Annotated in this window: 14 protein-coding genes; 5 read left to right on the top strand and 9 right to left on the bottom strand. The window is 38.0% G+C overall.

The features are described from left to right. Positions 1 to 44: 44 nt before the first annotated feature. Positions 45 to 350 carry a P-II family nitrogen regulator gene (locus tag H6G69_RS16590; protein ID WP_190689238.1) on the bottom strand — a complete coding sequence of 102 codons (306 nt, stop codon included), beginning with the start codon at positions 348 to 350 and terminating at the stop codon, positions 45 to 47. A gap of 160 nt (positions 351 to 510) precedes the next feature. Continuing rightward, on the bottom strand, positions 511 to 810 hold the full coding sequence (locus H6G69_RS16585; protein ID WP_190689235.1) for an RNA-binding protein: 300 nt from the start codon (positions 808 to 810) through the stop codon (positions 511 to 513). A gap of 357 nt (positions 811 to 1,167) precedes the next feature. Here H6G69_RS16585 and H6G69_RS16580 point away from each other — a divergent pair, with 357 nt between their 5' ends. Together H6G69_RS16580 and H6G69_RS16575 are read left to right on the top strand one after the other, a co-directional pair. Then, positions 1,168 to 2,004 (top strand): alpha/beta fold hydrolase, encoded by an 837-nt coding sequence (locus H6G69_RS16580; protein WP_190689354.1) that lies wholly within the window; start codon positions 1,168 to 1,170, stop codon positions 2,002 to 2,004. A gap of 99 nt (positions 2,005 to 2,103) precedes the next feature. Further along, entirely contained in the window at positions 2,104 to 3,801 is a 1,698-nt protein-coding gene (locus H6G69_RS16575) for a serine/threonine-protein kinase (RefSeq protein WP_190689231.1), read from the top strand. Here the strand turns inward: H6G69_RS16575 and H6G69_RS16570 are convergent, their stop codons facing one another. After that, a complete protein-coding gene (locus H6G69_RS16570; protein WP_190689228.1) occupies positions 3,802 to 5,571 on the bottom strand; it encodes a sensor histidine kinase in 1,770 nt (589 codons plus the stop codon). 460 nt (positions 5,572 to 6,031) lie between these two features. Here H6G69_RS16570 and H6G69_RS16565 point away from each other — a divergent pair, with 460 nt between their 5' ends. Next, on the top strand, positions 6,032 to 7,222 hold the full coding sequence (locus H6G69_RS16565) for a DUF4336 domain-containing protein (RefSeq protein WP_190689226.1): 1,191 nt from the start codon (positions 6,032 to 6,034) through the stop codon (positions 7,220 to 7,222). 10 nt (positions 7,223 to 7,232) lie between these two features. Here the strand turns inward: H6G69_RS16565 and H6G69_RS16560 are convergent, their stop codons facing one another. Then, positions 7,233 to 7,805, bottom strand: coding sequence for an ABC transporter permease (locus H6G69_RS16560; protein ID WP_190689223.1), 573 nt, complete (start codon positions 7,803 to 7,805; stop codon positions 7,233 to 7,235). Between the two features lie 803 nt (positions 7,806 to 8,608). Between H6G69_RS16560 and H6G69_RS16555 the strand changes: the two genes are divergently transcribed. Continuing rightward, positions 8,609 to 12,754 (top strand): response regulator, encoded by a 4,146-nt coding sequence (locus H6G69_RS16555; protein WP_190689220.1) that lies wholly within the window; start codon positions 8,609 to 8,611, stop codon positions 12,752 to 12,754. A gap of 22 nt (positions 12,755 to 12,776) precedes the next feature. On the opposite strand, the gene H6G69_RS16550 is transcribed toward H6G69_RS16555, so the two are convergent. Next, complete coding sequence (locus H6G69_RS16550) at positions 12,777 to 13,208, bottom strand: ATP-binding protein (RefSeq protein ID WP_190689217.1); 432 nt, start codon at positions 13,206 to 13,208, stop codon at positions 12,777 to 12,779. 149 nt (positions 13,209 to 13,357) lie between these two features. On the opposite strand from H6G69_RS16550, the gene H6G69_RS16545 reads away from it, so the two are divergent. Continuing rightward, on the top strand, positions 13,358 to 14,548 hold the full coding sequence (locus H6G69_RS16545; RefSeq protein WP_190689215.1) for a PP2C family protein-serine/threonine phosphatase: 1,191 nt from the start codon (positions 13,358 to 13,360) through the stop codon (positions 14,546 to 14,548). A 111-nt stretch (positions 14,549 to 14,659) separates the two neighbouring features. Here H6G69_RS16545 and H6G69_RS16540 read toward each other — a convergent pair whose 3' ends face one another. From H6G69_RS16540 to H6G69_RS16525, 4 genes are all read right to left on the bottom strand, one after another. Continuing rightward, positions 14,660 to 14,995 (bottom strand): STAS domain-containing protein, encoded by a 336-nt coding sequence (locus H6G69_RS16540; protein ID WP_190689212.1) that lies wholly within the window; start codon positions 14,993 to 14,995, stop codon positions 14,660 to 14,662. Positions 14,996 to 15,164: 169 nt separating this feature from the next. Then, on the bottom strand, positions 15,165 to 15,368 hold the full coding sequence (locus H6G69_RS16535) for a hypothetical protein (protein ID WP_190689209.1): 204 nt from the start codon (positions 15,366 to 15,368) through the stop codon (positions 15,165 to 15,167). A gap of 154 nt (positions 15,369 to 15,522) precedes the next feature. Beyond that, positions 15,523 to 17,511 carry a glycosyltransferase family 2 protein gene (locus H6G69_RS16530; RefSeq protein ID WP_190689206.1) on the bottom strand — a complete coding sequence of 663 codons (1,989 nt, stop codon included), beginning with the start codon at positions 17,509 to 17,511 and terminating at the stop codon, positions 15,523 to 15,525. 290 nt (positions 17,512 to 17,801) lie between these two features. Beyond that, positions 17,802 to 20,612 carry a DUF3131 domain-containing protein gene (locus tag H6G69_RS16525; RefSeq protein WP_190689205.1) on the bottom strand — a complete coding sequence of 937 codons (2,811 nt, stop codon included), beginning with the start codon at positions 20,610 to 20,612 and terminating at the stop codon, positions 17,802 to 17,804. Positions 20,613 to 20,637: the final 25 nt, after the last annotated feature.

The raw sequence follows: 20,637 nt of genomic DNA, 5'->3' as shown, positions 1-20,637 counted from the left end.
TAGATTTGTTGGTAATTCATGTAGCACTGCTACACAGCACAAAATCAATAAAAAGCTTCTATTTTGTGTCGAAAAGCAATCAAAGCGTGCTTACCCTGCTCTTGTTTTAACGCACTCAGGATAACATCAGATTCTTCTAATGAAACTATTGTCTTGATTTGAATATTAGTGTTGTAGCCGGCTAAGTCTGCCAAGCGTCTTCCGTGACCGCCTTCACCCTGCACTTGACTAATGGTGTAACCGCTAACATTATGGCTTTTTAGAAGCTTAATGATACGGTCTTTCAGCACTGTTTCACCAATAATTGTGATTAAAACAGCAGATTCTAGGATAGTACCTGAGTCTGACATGGAGAACTCCAGAGATGCGATTTGGCCTGGTAAAGCTTAGGTTTTGCAGTCTAATGCCAATTTTGATTAAAAAGGCTTAAGCATTCCTGCCTAAGCCGTACTAAATGCAATTAATGTCCAGGATTAATGAATTTAGCTGCAAGAACTAAATTGAGAAAGCTTAATAGCGGTTACGTCCACCGTAGTTTCCTCGGCTACCACCGAAGGAACCTCTATCTTCTCTGGGTTTAGCCTTATTAACTTTGAGGTCACGTCCCATCCACTCAGCACCATCAAGTGCTTCAATTGCAGCTGTTTCTTCTGCATCTGTACCCATTTCCACAAAACCGAAGCCGCGTAAACGGCCTGTTTCACGGTCGGTAGGTAGCTGAACTCGCTTTACAGAACCATATTCTGCAAACACGGCATTCAGGCTATCTTCTGTAACTTCATAAGAAAGATTGCCTACATAAACTGACATAGATTGTCTCCGAAAACATAAGGGTGTAGAGATTTAAGTTTCGGAGAAAAGTCTGTAAATACCAAAAGGAAAAAGCCCGTCAATACTAAAAACAAACGCGGTCGCCGAATTAACTCTCACTTACTAGTATGACATAGCCAGCTATGATCACCGAAAAGTGGCAAAAACCGTTATATAAAGTTATGTGAGCAATTGATAGCTAAGTGTATGGTAGGGCATAAGAAAGTAGGGAGTAAATTTTTTTACAACTGCTAAACAGACTACATATCAAACTCTTCAGGCTTACTCTTGGTGGGCGCAGGCTTTCGCAGTACCATATAAGCGCCAAGCTAACGCTGCAAAGGTAGATTTGCAATGATGCCTGTACGTCACACTTTAGTGAAATCTGATATTGAACTGTCTTATTTAGAGTGGAATCAAGGTCAAGAACCTTTGCTGTTACTACATGGGTTAGGCGACCATGCGCTTGTTTGGTCTAGCTTGGGAGAATATTTGGCAACAGATTATCATATAGTTGCGCCAGATATGCGGGGTCATGGTGAAAGTACCAAGCCAGATCAAGATTATAGCTTTGAAAGTGCGATCACTGACCTCGAAGCCCTGATGGATAAATTAGGATGGTCTTCTGCCCATGTTGTCAGTCATTCGTGGACAGGTAAATTAGCTGTCATCTGGGCGAGAGAAAACCCTAAACGGGTGCGGAGTATGGTGTTAGTTGACCCCATCTTCATCTGGAAGATGCCGGAATTTTTGAAAGCGACATTTCCCTTTTTGTACCGCTTTTTATCTTTTCTCAAAGGGATGGGGCCATTTGCTAGTTACGCAGAAGCCGAACAAGTAGCCCGTCAATTAAATCAGTATCAAGGATGGAGTGAGCTACAACAGCAGGTGTTTAAAACGGGAATTGAACAAAAGCCTGATGGTAGTTGGGGTAGCAAGTTCACGATAGCCGCCCGTGATGGCATTTTTGAAGATGTAATGCGCGTCCCTGGGTTTACTATCCCCATCGATACACCTGCTTTATTTGTCAAGTCTGATAAAGGTTTGAACCGTCAAGAGTGGCAACTTAAACCCTACAAAACCAATCTGAAAAATTTACGGTTGTGTCAAGTTCCTGGCAACCACTGGCCTTTTTTGACGGAACCTGAGACATTTAACCGGACTGTGGCTGCTTTTTTAGCAGAATGTAAATGAGTTAAGAGTCAATAGTCATTGGTCAATGGTCATTTGTCCATAGTCAAAAATATCTGGACTGTTGACTGTTGACTGTTAACTGTTAACTGTTAACTGACCATGAGCTTTTGTATAAATCCAGTTTGTCCCAAACCAGATAATCAAGCTAACGATAAAAGCCGCTTCTGTCAAAGTTGCGGTTCTTCATTAGAATTACCAGGACATTACCGCGTCATCCGCTTATTAAGTGACAAAACTGGTTTTGGTAAAGTTTACGAAGCATATACCCAAAACACACCAAAAATCCTCAAGGTGCTGCGAGAGGATTTAGCAGATGATGTAGAAGCAGTGGTCATTTTTCGACGAGAAGCTGCGGTGTTAGGCAAACTGCATCATCCGGGTATTCCTAAAGTTGATGGTTATTTCCAGTATCAAACGCGAACTGGTTTGATATTGCACTGCATTGTGATGGAAAAAATCGTCGGGGTGGACTTAGAAAAATGGATGAACCAACACCAATATCTTCCCATTTCGCCAACACAAGCGATCGCCTGGTTGCAGCAATTAGCAGAAATTTTAAATTTGGTGCATCACAAACAACATTTGCATCAAGATATTAAGCCATCAAATATTATCCTGCGTCCGAATGGACAATTAGTTTTAGTTGATTTTGGTACATCTAAAGAAGTCTCTAAGCAGTATTTTGCCCAATTTAATCATCATGATGGTATGACATCAATTATTTCATCGGGCTATGGTGCGTTAGAACAAATGCAAGGTAAATCTGTAGCGCAATCAGATTTTTTTGCCTTGGGGCGCACCTTTGTATTTTTATTGACAGGGCGACATCCTTTAGATGTTTATGATGCTCGTAATAATTTGCTGTACTGGCGCAATTTTGCCACTCATGTTTCGCCATCTTTGTTAGATTTAATTGACTGGTTAATGGCAACTGAGATAGACAAACGTCCAAACAATGCTCAAGAAATATTGCAGCGTTTGGGGGAAATTGAACAGCAACAAACTAAATCCAATATAGAAGCAAATTCTCCAATAGTACCACCAGAACCAACAATTGCTAAAACAGAATTAGGGCAGAAAATCCCGTTAATGGCTTTTTTTGCGGCATTAATAGCATCATTGGGTGTACTGGGGATTTTAGCATTGGGAATGCGATCGCCTCATTTCACTTCCCTAATTACCAATACACAAGCCGCCGACACCAAAGGAACAATTGATTTTTTTTATTATCAAGAAGGTAAAGATAATCAAGGTAAAACAGCAGAATTTAGTATTGCCATCTTATCTACTGAATATAAATGGCTAGCAAATAGTAATTTTCAAATTAAATATCAAGATAAAATTGTTAGTCTGGATTTTTTAAAGTTAAACTTAGAACAACAAAGCATCCAAAAAATCATGGAATATCCTACAGAAATTATTTCTGTAGGTACTGCTAATTGTGAAGGCAATCTAGCCGTAACGCAACGTCTGAGTTTAGAACGTGCCAAACAAATACAAACTTTAGCGAAAAAATTATTTAGTACTACATCTAGTATTAAACGTTATCGCTTATTAAATTTAGGGCAATTTCAACGGAAGAATTGCCAACCCAATCAAGAGTTAACGACTTATCAAAAAAGTGTATTCATTATTGGCGTGAGAAAAAAATCCAAGGGTGTAATTTTAGATGAAGCCCTACGAGATAGGTTAGTCAATAAACCATTCGCCGATTTTCGATTAGAAGATTACTCTTTAGGTTCAGCAGATAAATTCGCCACCATCGCAGAACCCATTATCTTACCTATCAAAAAATGACTAATTTTGCATTTCTACAGGAATTTTAATCATAAATTCTGCACCTTGACCTGGAATAGATTTAAAACTAATATCTCCTCTATGTTTTTCAACTATAATTTGATAGCTAATTGATAAACCCATCCCAGTGCCTTTACCGATAGGTTTGGTTGTAAAAAATGGATCAAATAACTTAGAATTTGCTTGTTCATTAATGCCTACACCATTATCAGCAATACTAATCATCACCCATTGGTCATCTATTAATTTTGTGTGGATACAAATTGTCGGTAATGAATAATTGTTTTTTTCTCCTTGATTTGTCATTGCCCATAAAGCATGACTTTCACTTAAAGAATCAATAGCGTTATTCAAAATATTCATAAAAACTTGATTTAATTCACAGGGATAACATTCGACCAAGGGTAATTCGCCATATTCTTTAATAATTTTAATTTCGGGTTGTTCTGGTCTAGCTTGTAAGTAGCAATCCAGTAATAGTAAAGTGCTATTTAGGCTTTCGTGAATATCAATTTTTTTAATTTCGGCTTCATGTAAGCGAGAAAAAGTGCGTAATGACTGGACAATTTTACTAATACGTTCTGTTCCCACAGCCATAGAGTCAATAATTTTATTTAAATCTTGAATCAAAAAATTTATTTCATTTTCGGCTAGTAACTCCTGCACTGCTGGGGGCGGATTTAAAATATTTTCTTGATAAGTTTGAATGATTTGCAGTAAAGTTTCGGTGTATTCTTTCACATAAGTTAAATTGCCCGAAATGAAATTTACAGGATTATTAATTTCATGAGCAATACCAGCAACTAATTGTCCTAAGCTAGACATTTTTTCTGTATTTACTAGCTGAGTTTGGGTTTTTTGCAGTGTATCTAATGTTTGCAAAAGATTAGTATTGGTTTTTTCTAGGCGGTCTGATTGAATAATCGCAGATTGCTCAGATACATCTAATAACTGAGTGAGTGTCGCAATGGTTGAATTAAGACGCTGAAGTTTGTCATCATTAATTCTGATGATACTTTTATGATGAGATACAGATGATTGCTCATTATTAAAGATTTTCTCATCATCAAAAGGTAAGATGCACATCTTAATATTTAAGGCCAGTGGACGCAACAAATTAACAATACTGTAGGAAACTTTGACTTTTAAAAACATGATGATGGCAAACATATTACCAGAAGGTAATAAGCCACCAAAGCCAAGTACTGATTTAACATTAAACGGAATTACAAATGATTTCTGGTCAGGAATATAAGGACTATTTAAAGCATCGGGAATATAAAAAACGTTATACATTTTTTGTTCTAAGTCAGTAATTAAATTAGGGTCTGGACTGATTAAGTTCCCAATGTCTAATCCTAGTTGCTTAATTAGTTGAGATATCATAGGAATTCGAGAAATTGCTGCTTCATCTAATAAAGGAATTGCCTGATGTTTTGCAGATTGGTGGCGGGAATTCCACGCTGGTAATTCTCCAAGAGTGGCGAGTAAGGTCAAACATTTGAGATTAGCTGATAAAATCTTCTCCTGGGAAATACTCTGTACGTATGTTTGTAAATCTGTTGGTAAATTTCCGTAAGAATGGGTTTTAAATAACCGAATAAGTACGCAAGCATTTTCCCCAGTTGTTTGATCGATTAAATGCTGATATAGATATTGAATGATTTGATTACCTGCATCTTCCATGCTGTTAGCTTTAGTTCCTAAATTACGTAAAGCTAACCCACACTCTGCCATGTCTCTGAGAGTAAATTGCTGCAAATCGTACATGAAATATATCTCCTAAGATAATTGAGTAAATATTTTTAGTCCTCGTTTTGCCGTAGAAAAAACAGCTATTCTTGTTATAATATAGACATAAAAAAATTAAGTATTAGTTGGATAGGTCTTCAATAAGGCTTATTGAAACAGATACTAGATATAAAGCTTATGTAATTTTTATTGTTTTATCTGAGGAATTAATTAAGATATTCAAGACACAAAAATCTTGTTTTCTTTTGTGTTGAAATAAGACTCTTGTTAAGTGCTTCTCTTCTATAGCAGTTCTTGATTGGGCTAGATATAAAAGTTACCAATTATGCTAAAAAAGCAAATTTATCAACATATTGATATGTGAGGTTTATATCTGATGTGTTGATGAATAACAACGCCATCAATTTCTTTGCTTACTGCTGGAATATAAGTTGTATATTATTTATGGTGGTCATACTTGATTTACTACCTTCAATGTATGTATTCCAGTACAAATCCTCAAGATTGGTCATGGCCGTTCTGGCCTGTTGTTCCGCTTTATCCCTACAAGAGCCGGCGGACGCTTTGCCAAGAAATAGTTAAAAACACGATTTGGACATTCGACCAAATGCACGGTATTCTCTACACTATCGTGCCAATTCGGATGACTGTAATTAAGCTGACAGGTGGCGGTTTGCTGGTTTATGCACCTGTCGCGCCAACGGCTGAATGCGTCCGTATGGTGAAGGAGTTGGTCGCCCAGCACGGTGAGGTAAAGTATATTATCTTACCCACGAGTTCTGGTCTGGAACACAAGGTTTTTGTCGGCCCCTTTGCTAGATGTTTTCCCCAAGCACAGGTGTTTGTCGCCCCACACCAATGGAGTTTTCCGTTTAACTTACCTCTGAGTTGGCTAGGTTTTCCGCAAGCACGAACTCAGGAATTGCCGGAAAATTCGCGGCTTGCGCCGTTTGCTGAGGATTTTGAGTATGAAGTGTTAGATATTAATTTGGGACGCGGTTCTTTTGTGGAAGTGGCATTTTTTCACAAGCGATCGCACACCCTACTCTTAACTGATACGATCCTATCTATAACCCCAGACCCACCACCCATCTTTCAATTAGATCCCTATCCCTTACTATTCCACGCCAGGGAAAATGCACTCCAGCCCATAGCAGATACCGAAGCAACCCGCCGTCAAGGATGGCAACGTATTTGTTTATTTGCGATTTATTTTCGTCCTAGTACGCTGCAAGTAACTGGACTCAAAGAAAGTTTCAGCGATGCCTTCAAAGCACCAGACCACTCTCGCAAAGCTTACTTTGGGTTGTACCCATTTCGGTGGCAACAAAACTGGCAAGATTCATTTGCTACATTGAGTGGTTATGGTCGTCCATTTGTTGCCCCAATTCTGCAAACTTTGATTCTCCCCCAAGGGCCAACACAAACCCTAGACTGGGCAGATAAAGTTGCCCATTGGGATTTTCATCAAATTATTCCCTGTCATTTTGATGCACCGATTTCTGTCACTCCCTATCAATTTCGGCAAGCATTTAGCTTCTTAGAAAAGCAACCATCTGCTAGTAGAAACACTCAAACTTTGTTAGAAGCAGACTGTAAATTTATCCAGGAACTAGAAGCTTATTTACTTAAGCGCGGGATTGCTACTCCACCTAAAGAAAAAGTTTGATGTTGCCATATCATGTTGATTTTTTACCCTCCGCAACCATCTGGACTAGTAACCCTCCCATAAAATCTAAAAACTGATCGAGCAAAGTGCCAATAATACCAATGTAAATTCCCGCCTGGATAATGTAATTGACATTGCCAGCTTTATAAGCTTCCCAAATCACAAAACCCAATCCTCTTGGGCCTATCAACATCTCAATGGCAATCACTGTAAACCATGCTACCCAAAGACCTACTTTCAGCGCATGAAATATATGAAAAATTGCGGCTCGAAAGTTATTATTTTGCCTGCGAAAATGTTGTAATCCAATTGCCACATTAATAATCATTGTCCATAGGGTAGCTAAAAATATCACAACAATAGTTGCAGGCTCACTGTCTTGAAACGTGATTAAAGCAATCGGTAACAATACTACAGGCGGAATACTATTGGGTATCTGAAATATCCTTCTTAAAATTTGGTAAATTGTGCCATTTATCCCCACAAAATATCCAATAAAACTGCCGAATATGGCAGCAGGAATGTAACCTACAAACAATTTTTGTAAGCTGGCTAAAAAATCTAAAAATATAGTCTGTTCCATGCCTCAGTGTTTATTTGGAACGCCTAAATTTTACTGTGGCAATCAACAAAAAACAGTCAATAGATAACCTAAAACAATATGTGACAGTTTCCTGAAATTCTAAGCTAACAGAATTTAAAAGCCTGAACTCAAAACTAAATAAAATCTCAACAATTGTGGCGAGAGCCTCCATAGCTTACACAACTGACATCCATTGGCACAATGATTACCATCAATTCAAACTCTAGAACACCGGACTCATACCAATTGAATGTGAAGTTGTACATATTTTGATCTCCCTAAATCCACGCCACTTGCTACAACGGAGGCAACCTCCGCAACGCAGTGGCTCCCCTTCAAAAGGGGGACTTTGATTCTTGTTCCCCCTTAAAAAAGAGGGGTTAGGGGGGATCGAATTCTATGCAGCTTTATCAAAAATTGGTATAAGACCGTAATTCTCAATTTACAGTCGAGAAAATCTGACTCAGTAACTTTTAGCAAAGTTATCAAAGTTTTGAGTGTTATTTTTGACTGAGAACATTGCAGTTTTTCAAGCATGTGCCAAAATAATTAGCACATATGTAATCAACCACATCATTTTGTTTGCTCAATGTGGTTTTAGGTATTTTATCAGGGCTTCAGCACGAAAATTAATTGCGGACAATGAGTGTAAGCATTTTACGTACTTACACTCAATATGGCATCCCTATACTTAGAATAACCGTGATTTTTCGGTTCGCTGACTAATGATTTTTATGTTTAAACGCAACTTAGCTAAAGTTGATTTGCGATCGTAACTTGACTGATTAAATTAAAGCTTAAAAATGAACGCACCATTACCTGCTAACGAAACCCAAAGAATAGAATCACTTTTAGAATATAAAATTCTTGATACACCGTCAGAAGATGCCTTTGACGATCTCACTCGTCTTGCATCGTATATTTGTGGTACTCCAATTGCTTTAATTACCCTAGTTGATCAAAACCGTCAGTGGTTTAAGTCAAATTTTGGGTTAGATGCCCTAGAAACGCCAAGAAATGTGGCCTTTTGCGCCCATGCTATTCTCAAATCTGATGTTTTAATCGTACCGGATGCTAGGCTAGACGATCGCTTTGCTAAAAATCCACTAGTAACTGCCGATCCCAATATTCGATTTTACGCTGGTGTACCGCTAGTCAACCCGGAAGGATATGCTTTAGGAACACTATGTGTAATTGATCGTATCCCACGCAATTTATTACCTGAACAAGTTGAGGCGTTGCGAATTTTAGGTCGCCAAGTAATCAAGCAAATGGAACTGCGGCGAAATTTGACTAGTTTGGTTTTAGTAACTAAGGAACGCCAAAAAACTCAGAAAGTACGTAAACAATTTTTTAAAATGCTGGCTGGAGGTTTTGGATTAGCATCAGTAATTTTGCTGCTCATTGGTGTACTCTCTTCTCAAAGCATAGTAGTTTTAATTCAGACGAATAATCAAGCGAAAAAAACTCAGCAGAGAATTAATAATTTAGAATCATTACTATCGCAGATTAAGGATGCAGAAACAGCACAAAATAGTTACATCCAAACCGGACAAGATACTTATCTTAAACCTTATCAATTAGCAGTCAAAAACATCAATAAAAAATTTAATAGGCTGACAAATTTAGTCCTACCTCAGTCACCACAACAAACACAAATTAGCCAACTCAAACCTTTATTATTAGCTAAACTTGAGCAACTCCAGCAAACTGTTGATTTGCGGCAAAATCAAGGTTTAGCAGCTGCGTTAAAGTTAGATAATCCCAATAAAAATCAAATGATCATGGATAAAATTAACCAAATTATCCATGAAATGCAAGCAGCCGATAAAGAACAGCTACAGCAGCAATTACAAGCAGCCAAAGCCAGTGCGAAAAATACAATTTTAATTTTAGCGATCGCCATTGGTTTTAGTTGTGTAATTTTAGCGATTCTTTACTACCTAATTTATGGTGAAGTAACAGGTCGCAATGCCATCGAAGATATTCTAAATGAAGAGCGTAACTTTATTGCTGCTGTATTAGATACAGTCAGTACTTTAGTTATAGTACTGGATTCTCAAGGTAAAATTGTGCGCTTTAATCAAGCCTGCGAACAAATAACAGGTTACTCGTTTGATGAAGTCAGAGGTAGATATGTTTGGAATTTATTTTTAATTCCTGAAGAAATCGAACCAGTAAAAGCAGTTTTTACCAAGTTACAAGCTGGTGAAACTATTGCTAGTTATTCCGATTACGAAAACTATTGGATAACTAAAGATGGTAGACACAGATTAATTTCCTGGACAAACACTATTCTCCGAGACTATGAAGGCTCAGTTGAATATGTAATTAGTACCGGAATTGATATTACAGAACGCAAACAAGCAGAGTCAGAATTACAACGCCAAAATTTGCGATCGCATTTATTCACGGAAATTACCCTCAAGATTCGACAATCTTTGCAAATTGAAGAGATTCTGCAAGTCACTGTTCAAGAAGTGCAGAAGATTTTGCAAACCGATCGCGTGTTGATTTATCAATTATTGTCAAATGATTCGGGCAATATTCTCATTGAAGCAGTAATTCCTGGCTGTCCGGCAATTAAAGGTCAAAAAATTGCCGAGGATTACTTACAAACTGAATATCAACAACAGCATTTTCTGCAAAAATATCGGCTCAAGCAAATTGATTTCAATACCAGCCTCGACTTGTTAGAAATGCAGCAAAGTCACCTCGAATTACTACAAAAACTTGAGGTTAAAGCTAATTTAGTGATCCCGATTTTGATTAAAGATGAACTTTGTGGTTTGTTAATTGTTCATCAGTGTGCGAATCCTCGCCAATGGTCAAGTTTTGAAACTCATCTTTTACGCCAAATCGCCGATCAAGTTGGCATCGCCATCGCGCAAGCACAACTTTTAGAAGTCGAGACGCGACAGCGACAAGAATTAGAAATAGCGCGTCGTCAAGCAGAATTAGCTTCTCAAGCTAAAAGTGCTTTTTTAGCCAATATGAGCCATGAAATTCGCACACCCATGAATGCTGTATTGGCCATGACTAGCTTAATGTTAGAAACTCCCCTAAATCGAGAGCAGTTAGACTATATCGAAACCATTCAAGTTAGTGGTAATGCGCTTTTAAGCCTAATTAATGAAATTTTGGATTTGTCTAAACTTGAGGCTGGAGAAATGGCTCTCGAAACCTTAGATTTTGACTTATCCATCTGTATAGAAGAAGTTGTGGAATTGCTAGCTCCCCAAGCCCATAAACAAGGATTGGAAATGTTAGCAATAGTTGATCATAATGTGCCTGTTCATCTAGTAGGAGATGCTAGCCGCTTGCGGCAAATCTTAATGAATTTGATTAGCAATGCCATCAAGTTTACGAGTGCCGGAGAAGTGTTAGTCGGTGTACAATTGTGTTCAGAAACTACAACTACAGCTACTATTCATTTTGCAGTCATCGATACTGGTCTTGGGATTACTTTAGAAGACCAACGCCGACTATTTACCCCATTTACGCAAGTAGATGCTTCCACCACACGTAAGTATGGCGGTACAGGTTTAGGACTAGCCATCTGTAAACAGCTAGTCACTTTGATGGGAGGAGAAATTGGCGTAGAAAGTCAATTAGCCGCAGGATCTAAGTTTTGGTTTGAAATCACTTTTGTCAAGCAACCGCAGCCTAAGGCTATTATGAGCGATCGCTCCATTCTCAGCGATCGTCGTCTGTTGATTGTAGATGACAACGCCACTAATTACCAAGTGATTTACCATCAAGCTACTCGCTGGGGAATGAGTGTCAATCAAGCTGACAGTATTGATTCAGCCATGAACGCGCTTTTAGAAGCCACTCAACAGACACAACCCTATGATGTTGTTTTAGTGAATATGCAGATGCCTAAAACTGATGGTATGGCTTTGGCAGAAACAATTCAGGCTAACTCTGGGATTACTAAAACTCCCTTGATTATGCTGACTTCTACTAATCAGCGCGATGAAATAGAACAAGGGCTAAAAATCGGATTTGCTGCTTATTTAGTCAAACCTATTAAACCATCCCGGCTCCTCGATACCATCATCAATGTTTTAGAAACTCATGCGCCAAGAAAACTAGCACAATTTAACGGCGCGAATCCGGAATTAGCTATTAATAATGTCGATTCTCGCCAAATTTATCCTGTGGCGATCGCTTCTCAACTGCGAATTCTTATTGCTGAAGATAATGTGATTAATCAAAAAGTGGCCTTAAAACAACTTCAAAGTCTTGGTTATAAAGCTGATATTGCCGCTAACGGTCAAGAAGTTTTACAACTATTAGAAAAAATCCCCTACGATCTCATCTTTATGGATTGTCAAATGCCTGTTCTTGACGGTTTAGAAACCACAAAAGCAATCCATCGCTGGGAAGAAAGTTCTTTCCCTAACTGTCGTCGTCCCATAGTAATTGCTATGACAGCTAATGCCATGATTCAAGATAGACAAATGTGTTTAGACGCAGGGATGGATGACTATCTGAGTAAACCTGTGATCAAAGAGCAATTAGCCAAGATGCTAGAACATTGGAGCCAAGTTATCTTAACTCAGCAACAAGGAAGTACAAGCCAAAAATATGATTTTAATTTAAATAGTTTACCAATTGATTGGAATCATTTGCATCAGTTAACTGAAAATGATGCTGAATTTGAAATTACATTATTAGAAATATATGTCAAAGATACCGAATCTCGCTTAACAGCAATCAAAGCAGCGATCGCCACTAACAACTTTCAACAAATGGTTTTAGAAGCGCATCAAATTAAAGGTGCTAGTGCCAATATTGGTGGCAAAGCCATGCAATTAGTTGCCGAGAAATTAGAAAAATTAGGTTGCCAAAATGAACGTCGAGGTACTACACAGTTAATTGCCGAATTAGAATATTTGATTAATCAAATTCAAATGTTTTTACGTCAAAAAAGTGAAAATTAAGAAAAAATTAATTTTTTCTCAACTACTCTTTTACTGGTGAATAATATTTGCGCATCAATAAACAGTAATTATCACTCGATATTTTTTCATAAGATAGTTTATCTGCCAGGGCTGACATAATTTTTAAACCACGCCCTCGGTCTCGCTCATTATTTTCTAGCTCATCTGTTATTTGCAGTTGTCTTTCTAAATCAAAGGCTCCTCCTTGAGATAAAATCCGAATTTCTATATATTCTGGTGAGCGTAACAATTCTATCTCAACAGGTGTTGTGGGCGGTAGATTTTTGTGAGCGTGTTCAACGATGTTAGCAAATCCTTCTATTAATAGTGTTTGACATTGCCACCAAACTTGTTTATCTGGTATTGGTGGTTGATTGATTTGTTCACACCAAATTAAAACATCAGACAAGGCAGTAATGCCTGTATTAACTTTGATATAAATTCTATTATCCACTTTTTATTTGCTAAAAGATTTAAGTTTAATCATAAAGTAAATCGAGTTTATTTAATTTGAGTATTTTCACTATACATTTATCCCTAAATTTTCAGTACTTTGAGATTAAGAAAATATGTAGATGTATTTTAATTATTAACTGACACTGTATGATTAAAATTCTTGTTATTGATGATGACCCAACAGTCCGAGCCGTACTCAAGAGAAATTTACAAAACCAAGGTTATGAAATAACTGTGGCTAGTAATGGTGAAGAAGGAATTATCCAAGCGAGAATGATCCGCCCTGCGCTAATTATTTGTGATTGGATCATGTCTCCATTAGATGGATTGGAAGTGTGTCGTCAAGTTAAAGCAGATCCAGAATTAGAAACTACTTTTTTTATTTTACTAACAGCTAAAGGTGCGGCTCCGGGAGAAGAAGAAGACAGAGTTAGAGGACTAGATGCTGGCGCAGATGAGTTTGTCTCTAAACCCATAGAAATGAGTGAATTAAAAGCGCGGGTGAGAGCAGGACTACGACTATATCAATTAAATCAAGATTTACAAAGCCAAAAGCAAGCTTTAGAAAACCTCAACCAAAATTTGCAAACTCAAAAACAAATTTTAGAAACTCAGTTGACAGAAGCTGCTGATTATGTGAAATCACTTTTACCTGCACCACTGACAGGAAAAGTCACCACCGAAGCATTATTTATTCCCTCAGCACAATTAGGAGGTGATTGCTTTGATTATTACTGGCTGGATGAAGACCATCTAGTGATTTATCTGTTAGATGTTTCCGGACATGGTGTAGGCTCTGCTTTGTTATCTATGTCAGTTTTAAATATTTTGCGATCGCAATCTCTACCAAACACTGATTTTGCTCAACCAAATGAAGTTTTGAAAGCGTTAAATAATGTCTTTCAAATGCAAAATCATAGTTCTAAATACTTCACAATTTGGTATGGAGTTTATCACCGCATTAAACATCAACTTGTTTATGCTAATGCAGGACATCCACCCGCAATCTTACTATCTGAAAAATCTCCCGAAAACATCCAGGTGCAAAGATTAAACTCTCTAGATTTACCTATTGGTTTTTTGCCTGATATTAATTTTTCTATTGCTGTTGTTGAGGTTGATGTTAACAGCACTCTCTACTTATTTAGTGATGGAGCTTATGAAATAAATCAAGCAAATCTTAATATGTTAGGGCTAGATGCTTTTATTGAGTTATTAACGAAATGCAATCAATTTCACAACTGTAAACTCCAGCAGATACTAGTGCAGGTGACAAATTTGAGTAATCAACCAACACTTGAAGATGACTTATCTTTGTTAAAAGTCAATTTTAATTAGGATGATTGCAAGTATCATCTTCATGCTTTTATACTTGATAAATTTTTAATTTAGCCATCCTATTTGATTTATAAATTAATCAAGTAAAAATAGTTGAGTAAGTTACTTTTTTTACGTTTCATTTAGGGCTGATATAATATTATTTTTAAAATCATTTATATCAGCAAAAATTTGAAATATTTTATTGACTTTTGTTAATTCAAACAACATTTTTACTTGCTCGCTAATAGAGCAAATAAATAATTGTGCATTAGCACCTCTGGCTAATTGCATAGCTGATACCAAAGAACCTAAGCCAGAACTATCAATAAATTTTACATGTTTCATATCAATCAATACAATATCTGCGCCACTCTCTAAAACATTACTAACTTCACGGCGCAATAAATTACCTCTAATGCCATCTAAAATACCGTCTAGTTCAATTACTGTTACTTTCGGACTCATAAAATTTCACCTACTGTTTGAGTAAATTTATCAACAATTTAGCAAAAAAATAATTTTTATTCAGGAGTAATATGAACTTACTTTAACATATTAAATTATGTTAATAGATGTCACTTACTTTTATATTTTGGCATTTAAAAAACTGAACTGCAAGTTATATTACTCATCGTTATTTTTTAGCAAAAATCAGTACTTTTTCTGTTTTCTGTTTTTTACTTACACCTATTTTCAAGTAAATAAACCAACTTTTTTGCATCACGCACTGGCTTGCTAGTGCTTTGGGCGACTCCGCAGACTTATTTGTTGAAAGCGTTCCCGCAGAGTAGCAACTGGCGCGCAAAGAAGAATGCAATAAGATGAAAACTGCTGTCATAAATAAATTAAAAACTCAAATCAACTAACTCCTTTGGCATTGCTGATTAGTGGGATGTTTTTTGTTTCGCGCAAAGGCGCAAAGGCGCGAAGAATCAATATTTTATTTTTGTTAAACATCTCAATTCATCCCGCATTTATGCAACGCCACTCCTTTAAATCTTGGATTCTGGTTGCCAAACAGCAGCACGGATAATAGCTGACAATAGTAACAAGTTATAAATAGCCCATACACTATTAATAACGTGAACACCAGGATTATTCAAATGACCAGTGCAAAAACGGTAAAGGCTCCACAACATTCCTAAAATCGTGAGGAGCAAGATAAATAATTGGGGCCAAACCAGCCGCAGATAAATCCCTGATTGTCGTTGTTTTGGTGTAACTTGAAAATTAATTTTTTGTCCGGTAAAAACACTCCAGACAGCTTGGATAAGTAAAGGAAATAAAGCAAGCGCATATTGTTCAGAACGCCAAATTTCTCCGGCATTAATTCCCCAAACCGCTGCTAGAAATGTCAAACGGTTCATAATAAATACCGGAAAAAAGTGTAAAGCAAAATCATAACCATAGGTTTTGACAGGCACAGTCCCTGTAAAAAAATAAATAATTGGGCAAGCAATAAACACAAGGGTTGCAAATCCCGAAAAGTAACTATACATCGTCTTAAAATAGTGTAGACGTTGCCAAAATGTTAATCCTGGTTTAGTTAAGGGATTTTCTCTAATCAGCACTTGGATAGTTCCTTGCGCCCAACGTAAGCGTTGCTTCAAAGTAGAACTGAGATCATCAGGTGCTAACCCTTCTGCCAAAAGTTCATGATGATAAATTGATTGCCAGCCAGCGCTATGTAAACGCATAGCTGTATTCATATCTTCTGTAATACTATTACTAGATACACCACCTACTAATTGAAATTCATCTAGACGTTTTTCATCTTTGCTAAACTCATCAGCAAAATATTGCAGCCCAACATTAATTAGTGCATCTCGCCGCAAAATAGCATTAGTGCCTGTATAAAAAGCGGCATTCATCCCATCTTTGCCTTGTTGCAATGGCCCATAAAACAAACTAGCTCGATGCCCAAAAGGATCGCCTGGCGGAATATTATAAAAATCTTGTGGTGTTTGTACAAAAGCAATGCGATTTTGCTCATATTTACCACTAAAAATATTGTAGGTGTAGAAATACGGTAAAACTCGCTGTAAAAATTGCGGTTTCGGAATATGGTCAGCATCTAAAGTCAGAATGAATTCTCCAGAGGTTTCACCAGAGAAAATTGCATAATTGAGATTTCCGGCTTTAGCGTGATGAGGGACTCCAACAGGTTTAGGACGCGCAATGTAACGCAATCTTGCTAATTCAGCTAATTCCAGTTCTTTTTGCTGAATTGCTGTTGCTAACGTGGCTTTTTCACTATTAAGTATTTCTGTGAGGTTTTGATATTGCGGATGTAACCAAAGAATCAATTGTTGTAAATTTGGCAACAATATTTCGGCAGTAGTTTTATCTTGATGTTCTACTGATTGAGATTCTTGTAACCATTGTTCGGTAGCTTGAGTATTATTTTGAAATGCTTCTAACTTTTGTAGGCGTTCTATTAAAACAGAAAGTTCAGCATCAGTACGATTTGCTTCTTGCTGTAGTAATGGTGATTGTAAATCTGCAATACATAAAGTTTCTGTCATGTTTCGCATCGCAGATGAATTACCATCATCTAGTACGTAAACGCGCAACTTTGTAGGTGGATAATTTATCGCTAAAGCTGCTTTAGCGGTTTGTTCCACAATTTCTGGTGGCTCATTGTAGCAGGTGATAAATATATCTACTGTGGGCCAGTCAGCTTTGAGTAACGGTGGCGTTAACTGGTCAAGCGACTTAATTTGTCGAGCTAAAGGTCGCCACAAGCCAATGACAAACATCAGTCCACCGATGTAACTATAAATTTCTGCTAGAAGCAATGGAATTGATAACCACAGTGCATCAAAGTTGATGGAATGAGTAATGCGCCATTGTAAATACCAGAAACCAAAAATTAAATTTATTTCTGCTAAATAACGAAATAGAAGTGTTCTTTTTTTGAGCGATGAGCGACTATTTCCTGAAAAGTTTGCTGAACTATCAATAACAGATACAGAGGTCATTTTAGTACCAAAAATAAAGTTAAGTCGAAAACATAAGGAAAAAGTTGTATCCTTTCCTGTTCCTGTTACTTATTTCAATACTATTGATAGAGTAGAAATTAAGTAGATGTCTCCTGTTTCACCTTGTCATTGCGATCGCAATGCTTCAGGCTCATAATTAAGTATTCCCTACTTCAATTCATCACTAACAGTCTATTTACGTTATGTAAGTGGAACTATCAAAGAATCAGCAATGATAAATAACTGCTAGTGAGGTCACGATTCTTTCTTGTTTCTTTTGCCTGGTTGTACTAGTTATTTTTGCCACTTGCTGTCCAGTAGCTACCATAACTATCAGAAATTAATTTGATTTTTGGTTGAGCAATTCTCGGCAAACCTCTACCAGAATCGCCTTGTCTGACAGCCTCCCACCAAGGTGATTTCATGGCGGTAGATGCAGAAATCAAAGGTTGATGATTCATCAGCTTGTAGAGCAAAGATTGTAAAATCATGCTGTTCGTGCTGCTGGTAAAACCTACGGCTGTTTTGCCTGTAGTTTCATAAAAGCCTTCATAAAAACCTGTGAGTGGATTATATAAGTCTGTTGTTCCTTGAAATAACTTTTGCGTGTATTCGTTATCTGGTAGTAACGCATGATAAGCAAAAGCAACAGCTGTACTTACCATCCTTCCTTGGGGGATAATCTGCCCATCGTCACCTACAGCTTCCCACGCTTTACCCTGGGCAGTAATAGCACTATGAACTGTATAAGGTTTACGGTCTATTAAGGTTGTCGCTGAGGCGGTTAAAGTTCCGGTACGCTGATAACGTGCTGTTTGTGCTTGAAAAATTGCTTCAAAAAACGATCGCATTTTCGGATCTAAGCCAAATTCCAAACCATAAAGTAGGAATGGATTGCTCACTGTATATTGATTCACTTTGGAGTTTGTATCTGTGCGATGGCGTTGGGTAGGTATTTTCACGCCCTCTACCACAGTGGTTTCATATTCACCGCCAATCGCCGAAGCCTCTACGTCAAATCCCCATAACTGAAAAGCTCGCGCGGCATATTCTTCATAACCCAAGCGCGTTTCCGGGTTAACACGGGTGAGATATCGCCCTTGTTGATCTTTGGTCACTGTCGCACTAGAAAGAATACCATCCCGCACTACTCGTAAGTATGACCAATCTAAGACTAATTGATCGACGGCTTGAGTATATTCAGGATGATAACTTTTTAAATTATATAGAGCTGCTAAGATTCTGCCTAAATCGAGGGCTGACCAACCATTACCTTCTAAAACTGGATTACCACCATAATCAATTGGTTGGAGCGATCGCGTATCATAACCTCGGTTGGGTAATTCGCCTGCAAATAACGGCAGTTTGCCTAAAGCTCCTAACAAATGGCGGGTACGTTGGTCAAATTCCTTTGCCGAAATAATATTCAGCGATCGCGCGGCGTGTAGTGCGGCCAGATAATCTCCTAATCCCCAAATAGTTGCACCTTTAAAGTCGCTGCGATCGTCAATTAATCCACTCTGGGAATGATAATTGGCTTGAAAATACCTCCATGCGGCTTCTGCATAACGCCTTTCTACTACTGTTAAGGCTCGAGTTAATTTCAAATTTGATGATGACTCTGGGCTATCAACTGGTGCAATAGGCGCAACTGTGATTTCTTCAACTTTATTAGTGTTGGTTGCTGGAGTTGGTGTAGTCTTGATTGGCTCAACTTTAGCAGGAGTGGGAGTTGGAGTTGGAGAATTTGCTGGCGGTGTCGGGGTCGTCGGTGCAGTATGATTACTAGGCGGTTTAGTGGATATATTATTAGCCGCAGACGCAATTAAAGGGTGGTTTCCTCTAGCTTTATAATATAAAATCTCCAATATTAGCCCGTTAGTGTTACCCGTTAAAGCTTTGTTTGGCTGTTTCGTCTCCTCATAAATACCAGCATAATAACCACTATCATCAGGGCTGCGAAGATCCTTGACTGCATCAAACAGTTTTTGAGCATAAGCATTATCTGGGAAAAGATAACGCCAGCCAAAAGCTGCTTTTGTACTCAAACTGCGAAACTGCGGGTAAGGTTGATTCGCATCGGTGATAGTAGCCCAATTCTGCCCGTTAGCGTAGACAGTGTTGTACAGAAAATAAGGTGCTTGGTCAATGTTATCTTCTGTCACCGCAGTTAATTGGCCTGTCGAGTCGTAACGTCGCTTCTGGACATCTAAAACTCTAGCCGCAAAATCTGCTAACTGACCTTGCAAACCAAATTCAATGCCATCTAGGATATAAGATTCGCTAACAACGTAATTATTAGCGTTAGTGCTTTGAAAATCGCGGGTATCAACAGGAATCTGCACTCCGTTCACTTCAACCATTTTATATGGTTCTAAGGCCAGAGCTTTTGGTGCAGAAAAACCCCACAGTTGATAACCTCTAACTCCATATTCTTCGTAACCGAGTCTTCCTTCTTGTACTAGTAGTGTTTTGCCATCTGGTAAAACAGTAGCACCATAAAGTTGGTCATCTTTAAGCGATCGCGCTACCTGCCATTTTGCGACAATCCCCTTGAGCCAATCATTATATTGTGGGTGACAAGTGCGAATCACATCAAACGCCGCTAATATCCGTCCTACATCCAAAGCAGACCAGCCAATACCGCGATCGTTAGGATTATTACCATAATCAACCATCTTTCCGGTAGCTGCGTTGTAAACTTTATTTGGTAAAGCATCCTCAAATAACTTGAGATTGCCTAGACTCGTTAAAAATTTATTCAACCGCGAGTCAAAATCTGCTTGGTCAGTCAGATTTAACCAACGTGCTGCATTCAACGCCATCAGGTAATTCCCCATATCCCAAAGCGTCCCAGAAGGATAACCACCTGTAGAATTAGTAAATCCCGTTGCTGGCTGATAATTTTTGACAAAATATTGCCAAGCCCCACGCGCATAGGTTTGTTCTTCAGCCGTCAGAGGAGCCGTAATATTACTACAGCTACTCGCATTTTCAGATAAGGCAGGTATTTGGATATAAAACAAAAATTGTAACAATGTCCCGACAAGGAACAATGCAATCCATCTCCACAACTTTTGCTGATGGTGCTTGTACGGCATAGATTAAGAAGGAATTAGGAGCATA

The organism is Nostoc sp. FACHB-110 (assembly GCF_014697425.1).
Lineage (GTDB): Bacteria > Cyanobacteriota > Cyanobacteriia > Cyanobacteriales > Nostocaceae > Nostoc_B.
The sequence above is the reverse complement of the archived record's forward strand: the minus strand, read 5'-3'. Positions and strand labels throughout refer to the sequence as shown.

Bases quoted from the DNA above. Each gene is read 5' to 3' on its own strand.
- H6G69_RS16555 (WP_190689220.1), top strand. From the start codon at position 8,609: ATGAACGCACCATTACCTGCTAACGAAACCCAAAGAATAGAATCACTT.
- H6G69_RS16540 (WP_190689212.1), bottom strand. From the start codon at position 14,995: ATGAGTCCGAAAGTAACAGTAATTGAACTAGACGGTATTTTAGATGGC.
- H6G69_RS16545 (WP_190689215.1), top strand. From the start codon at position 13,358: ATGATTAAAATTCTTGTTATTGATGATGACCCAACAGTCCGAGCCGTA.
- H6G69_RS16535 (WP_190689209.1), bottom strand. From the start codon at position 15,368: ATGACAGCAGTTTTCATCTTATTGCATTCTTCTTTGCGCGCCAGTTGC.
- H6G69_RS16590 (WP_190689238.1), bottom strand. From the start codon at position 350: ATGTCAGACTCAGGTACTATCCTAGAATCTGCTGTTTTAATCACAATT.
- H6G69_RS16570 (WP_190689228.1), bottom strand. From the start codon at position 5,571: ATGTACGATTTGCAGCAATTTACTCTCAGAGACATGGCAGAGTGTGGG.
- H6G69_RS16560 (WP_190689223.1), bottom strand. From the start codon at position 7,805: ATGGAACAGACTATATTTTTAGATTTTTTAGCCAGCTTACAAAAATTG.
- H6G69_RS16530 (WP_190689206.1), bottom strand. From the start codon at position 17,511: ATGACCTCTGTATCTGTTATTGATAGTTCAGCAAACTTTTCAGGAAAT.
- H6G69_RS16580 (WP_190689354.1), top strand. From the start codon at position 1,168: ATGCCTGTACGTCACACTTTAGTGAAATCTGATATTGAACTGTCTTAT.
- H6G69_RS16525 (WP_190689205.1), bottom strand. From the start codon at position 20,612: ATGCCGTACAAGCACCATCAGCAAAAGTTGTGGAGATGGATTGCATTG.
- H6G69_RS16585 (WP_190689235.1), bottom strand. From the start codon at position 810: ATGTCAGTTTATGTAGGCAATCTTTCTTATGAAGTTACAGAAGATAGC.
- H6G69_RS16565 (WP_190689226.1), top strand. From the start codon at position 6,032: ATGTATTCCAGTACAAATCCTCAAGATTGGTCATGGCCGTTCTGGCCT.
- H6G69_RS16575 (WP_190689231.1), top strand. From the start codon at position 2,104: ATGAGCTTTTGTATAAATCCAGTTTGTCCCAAACCAGATAATCAAGCT.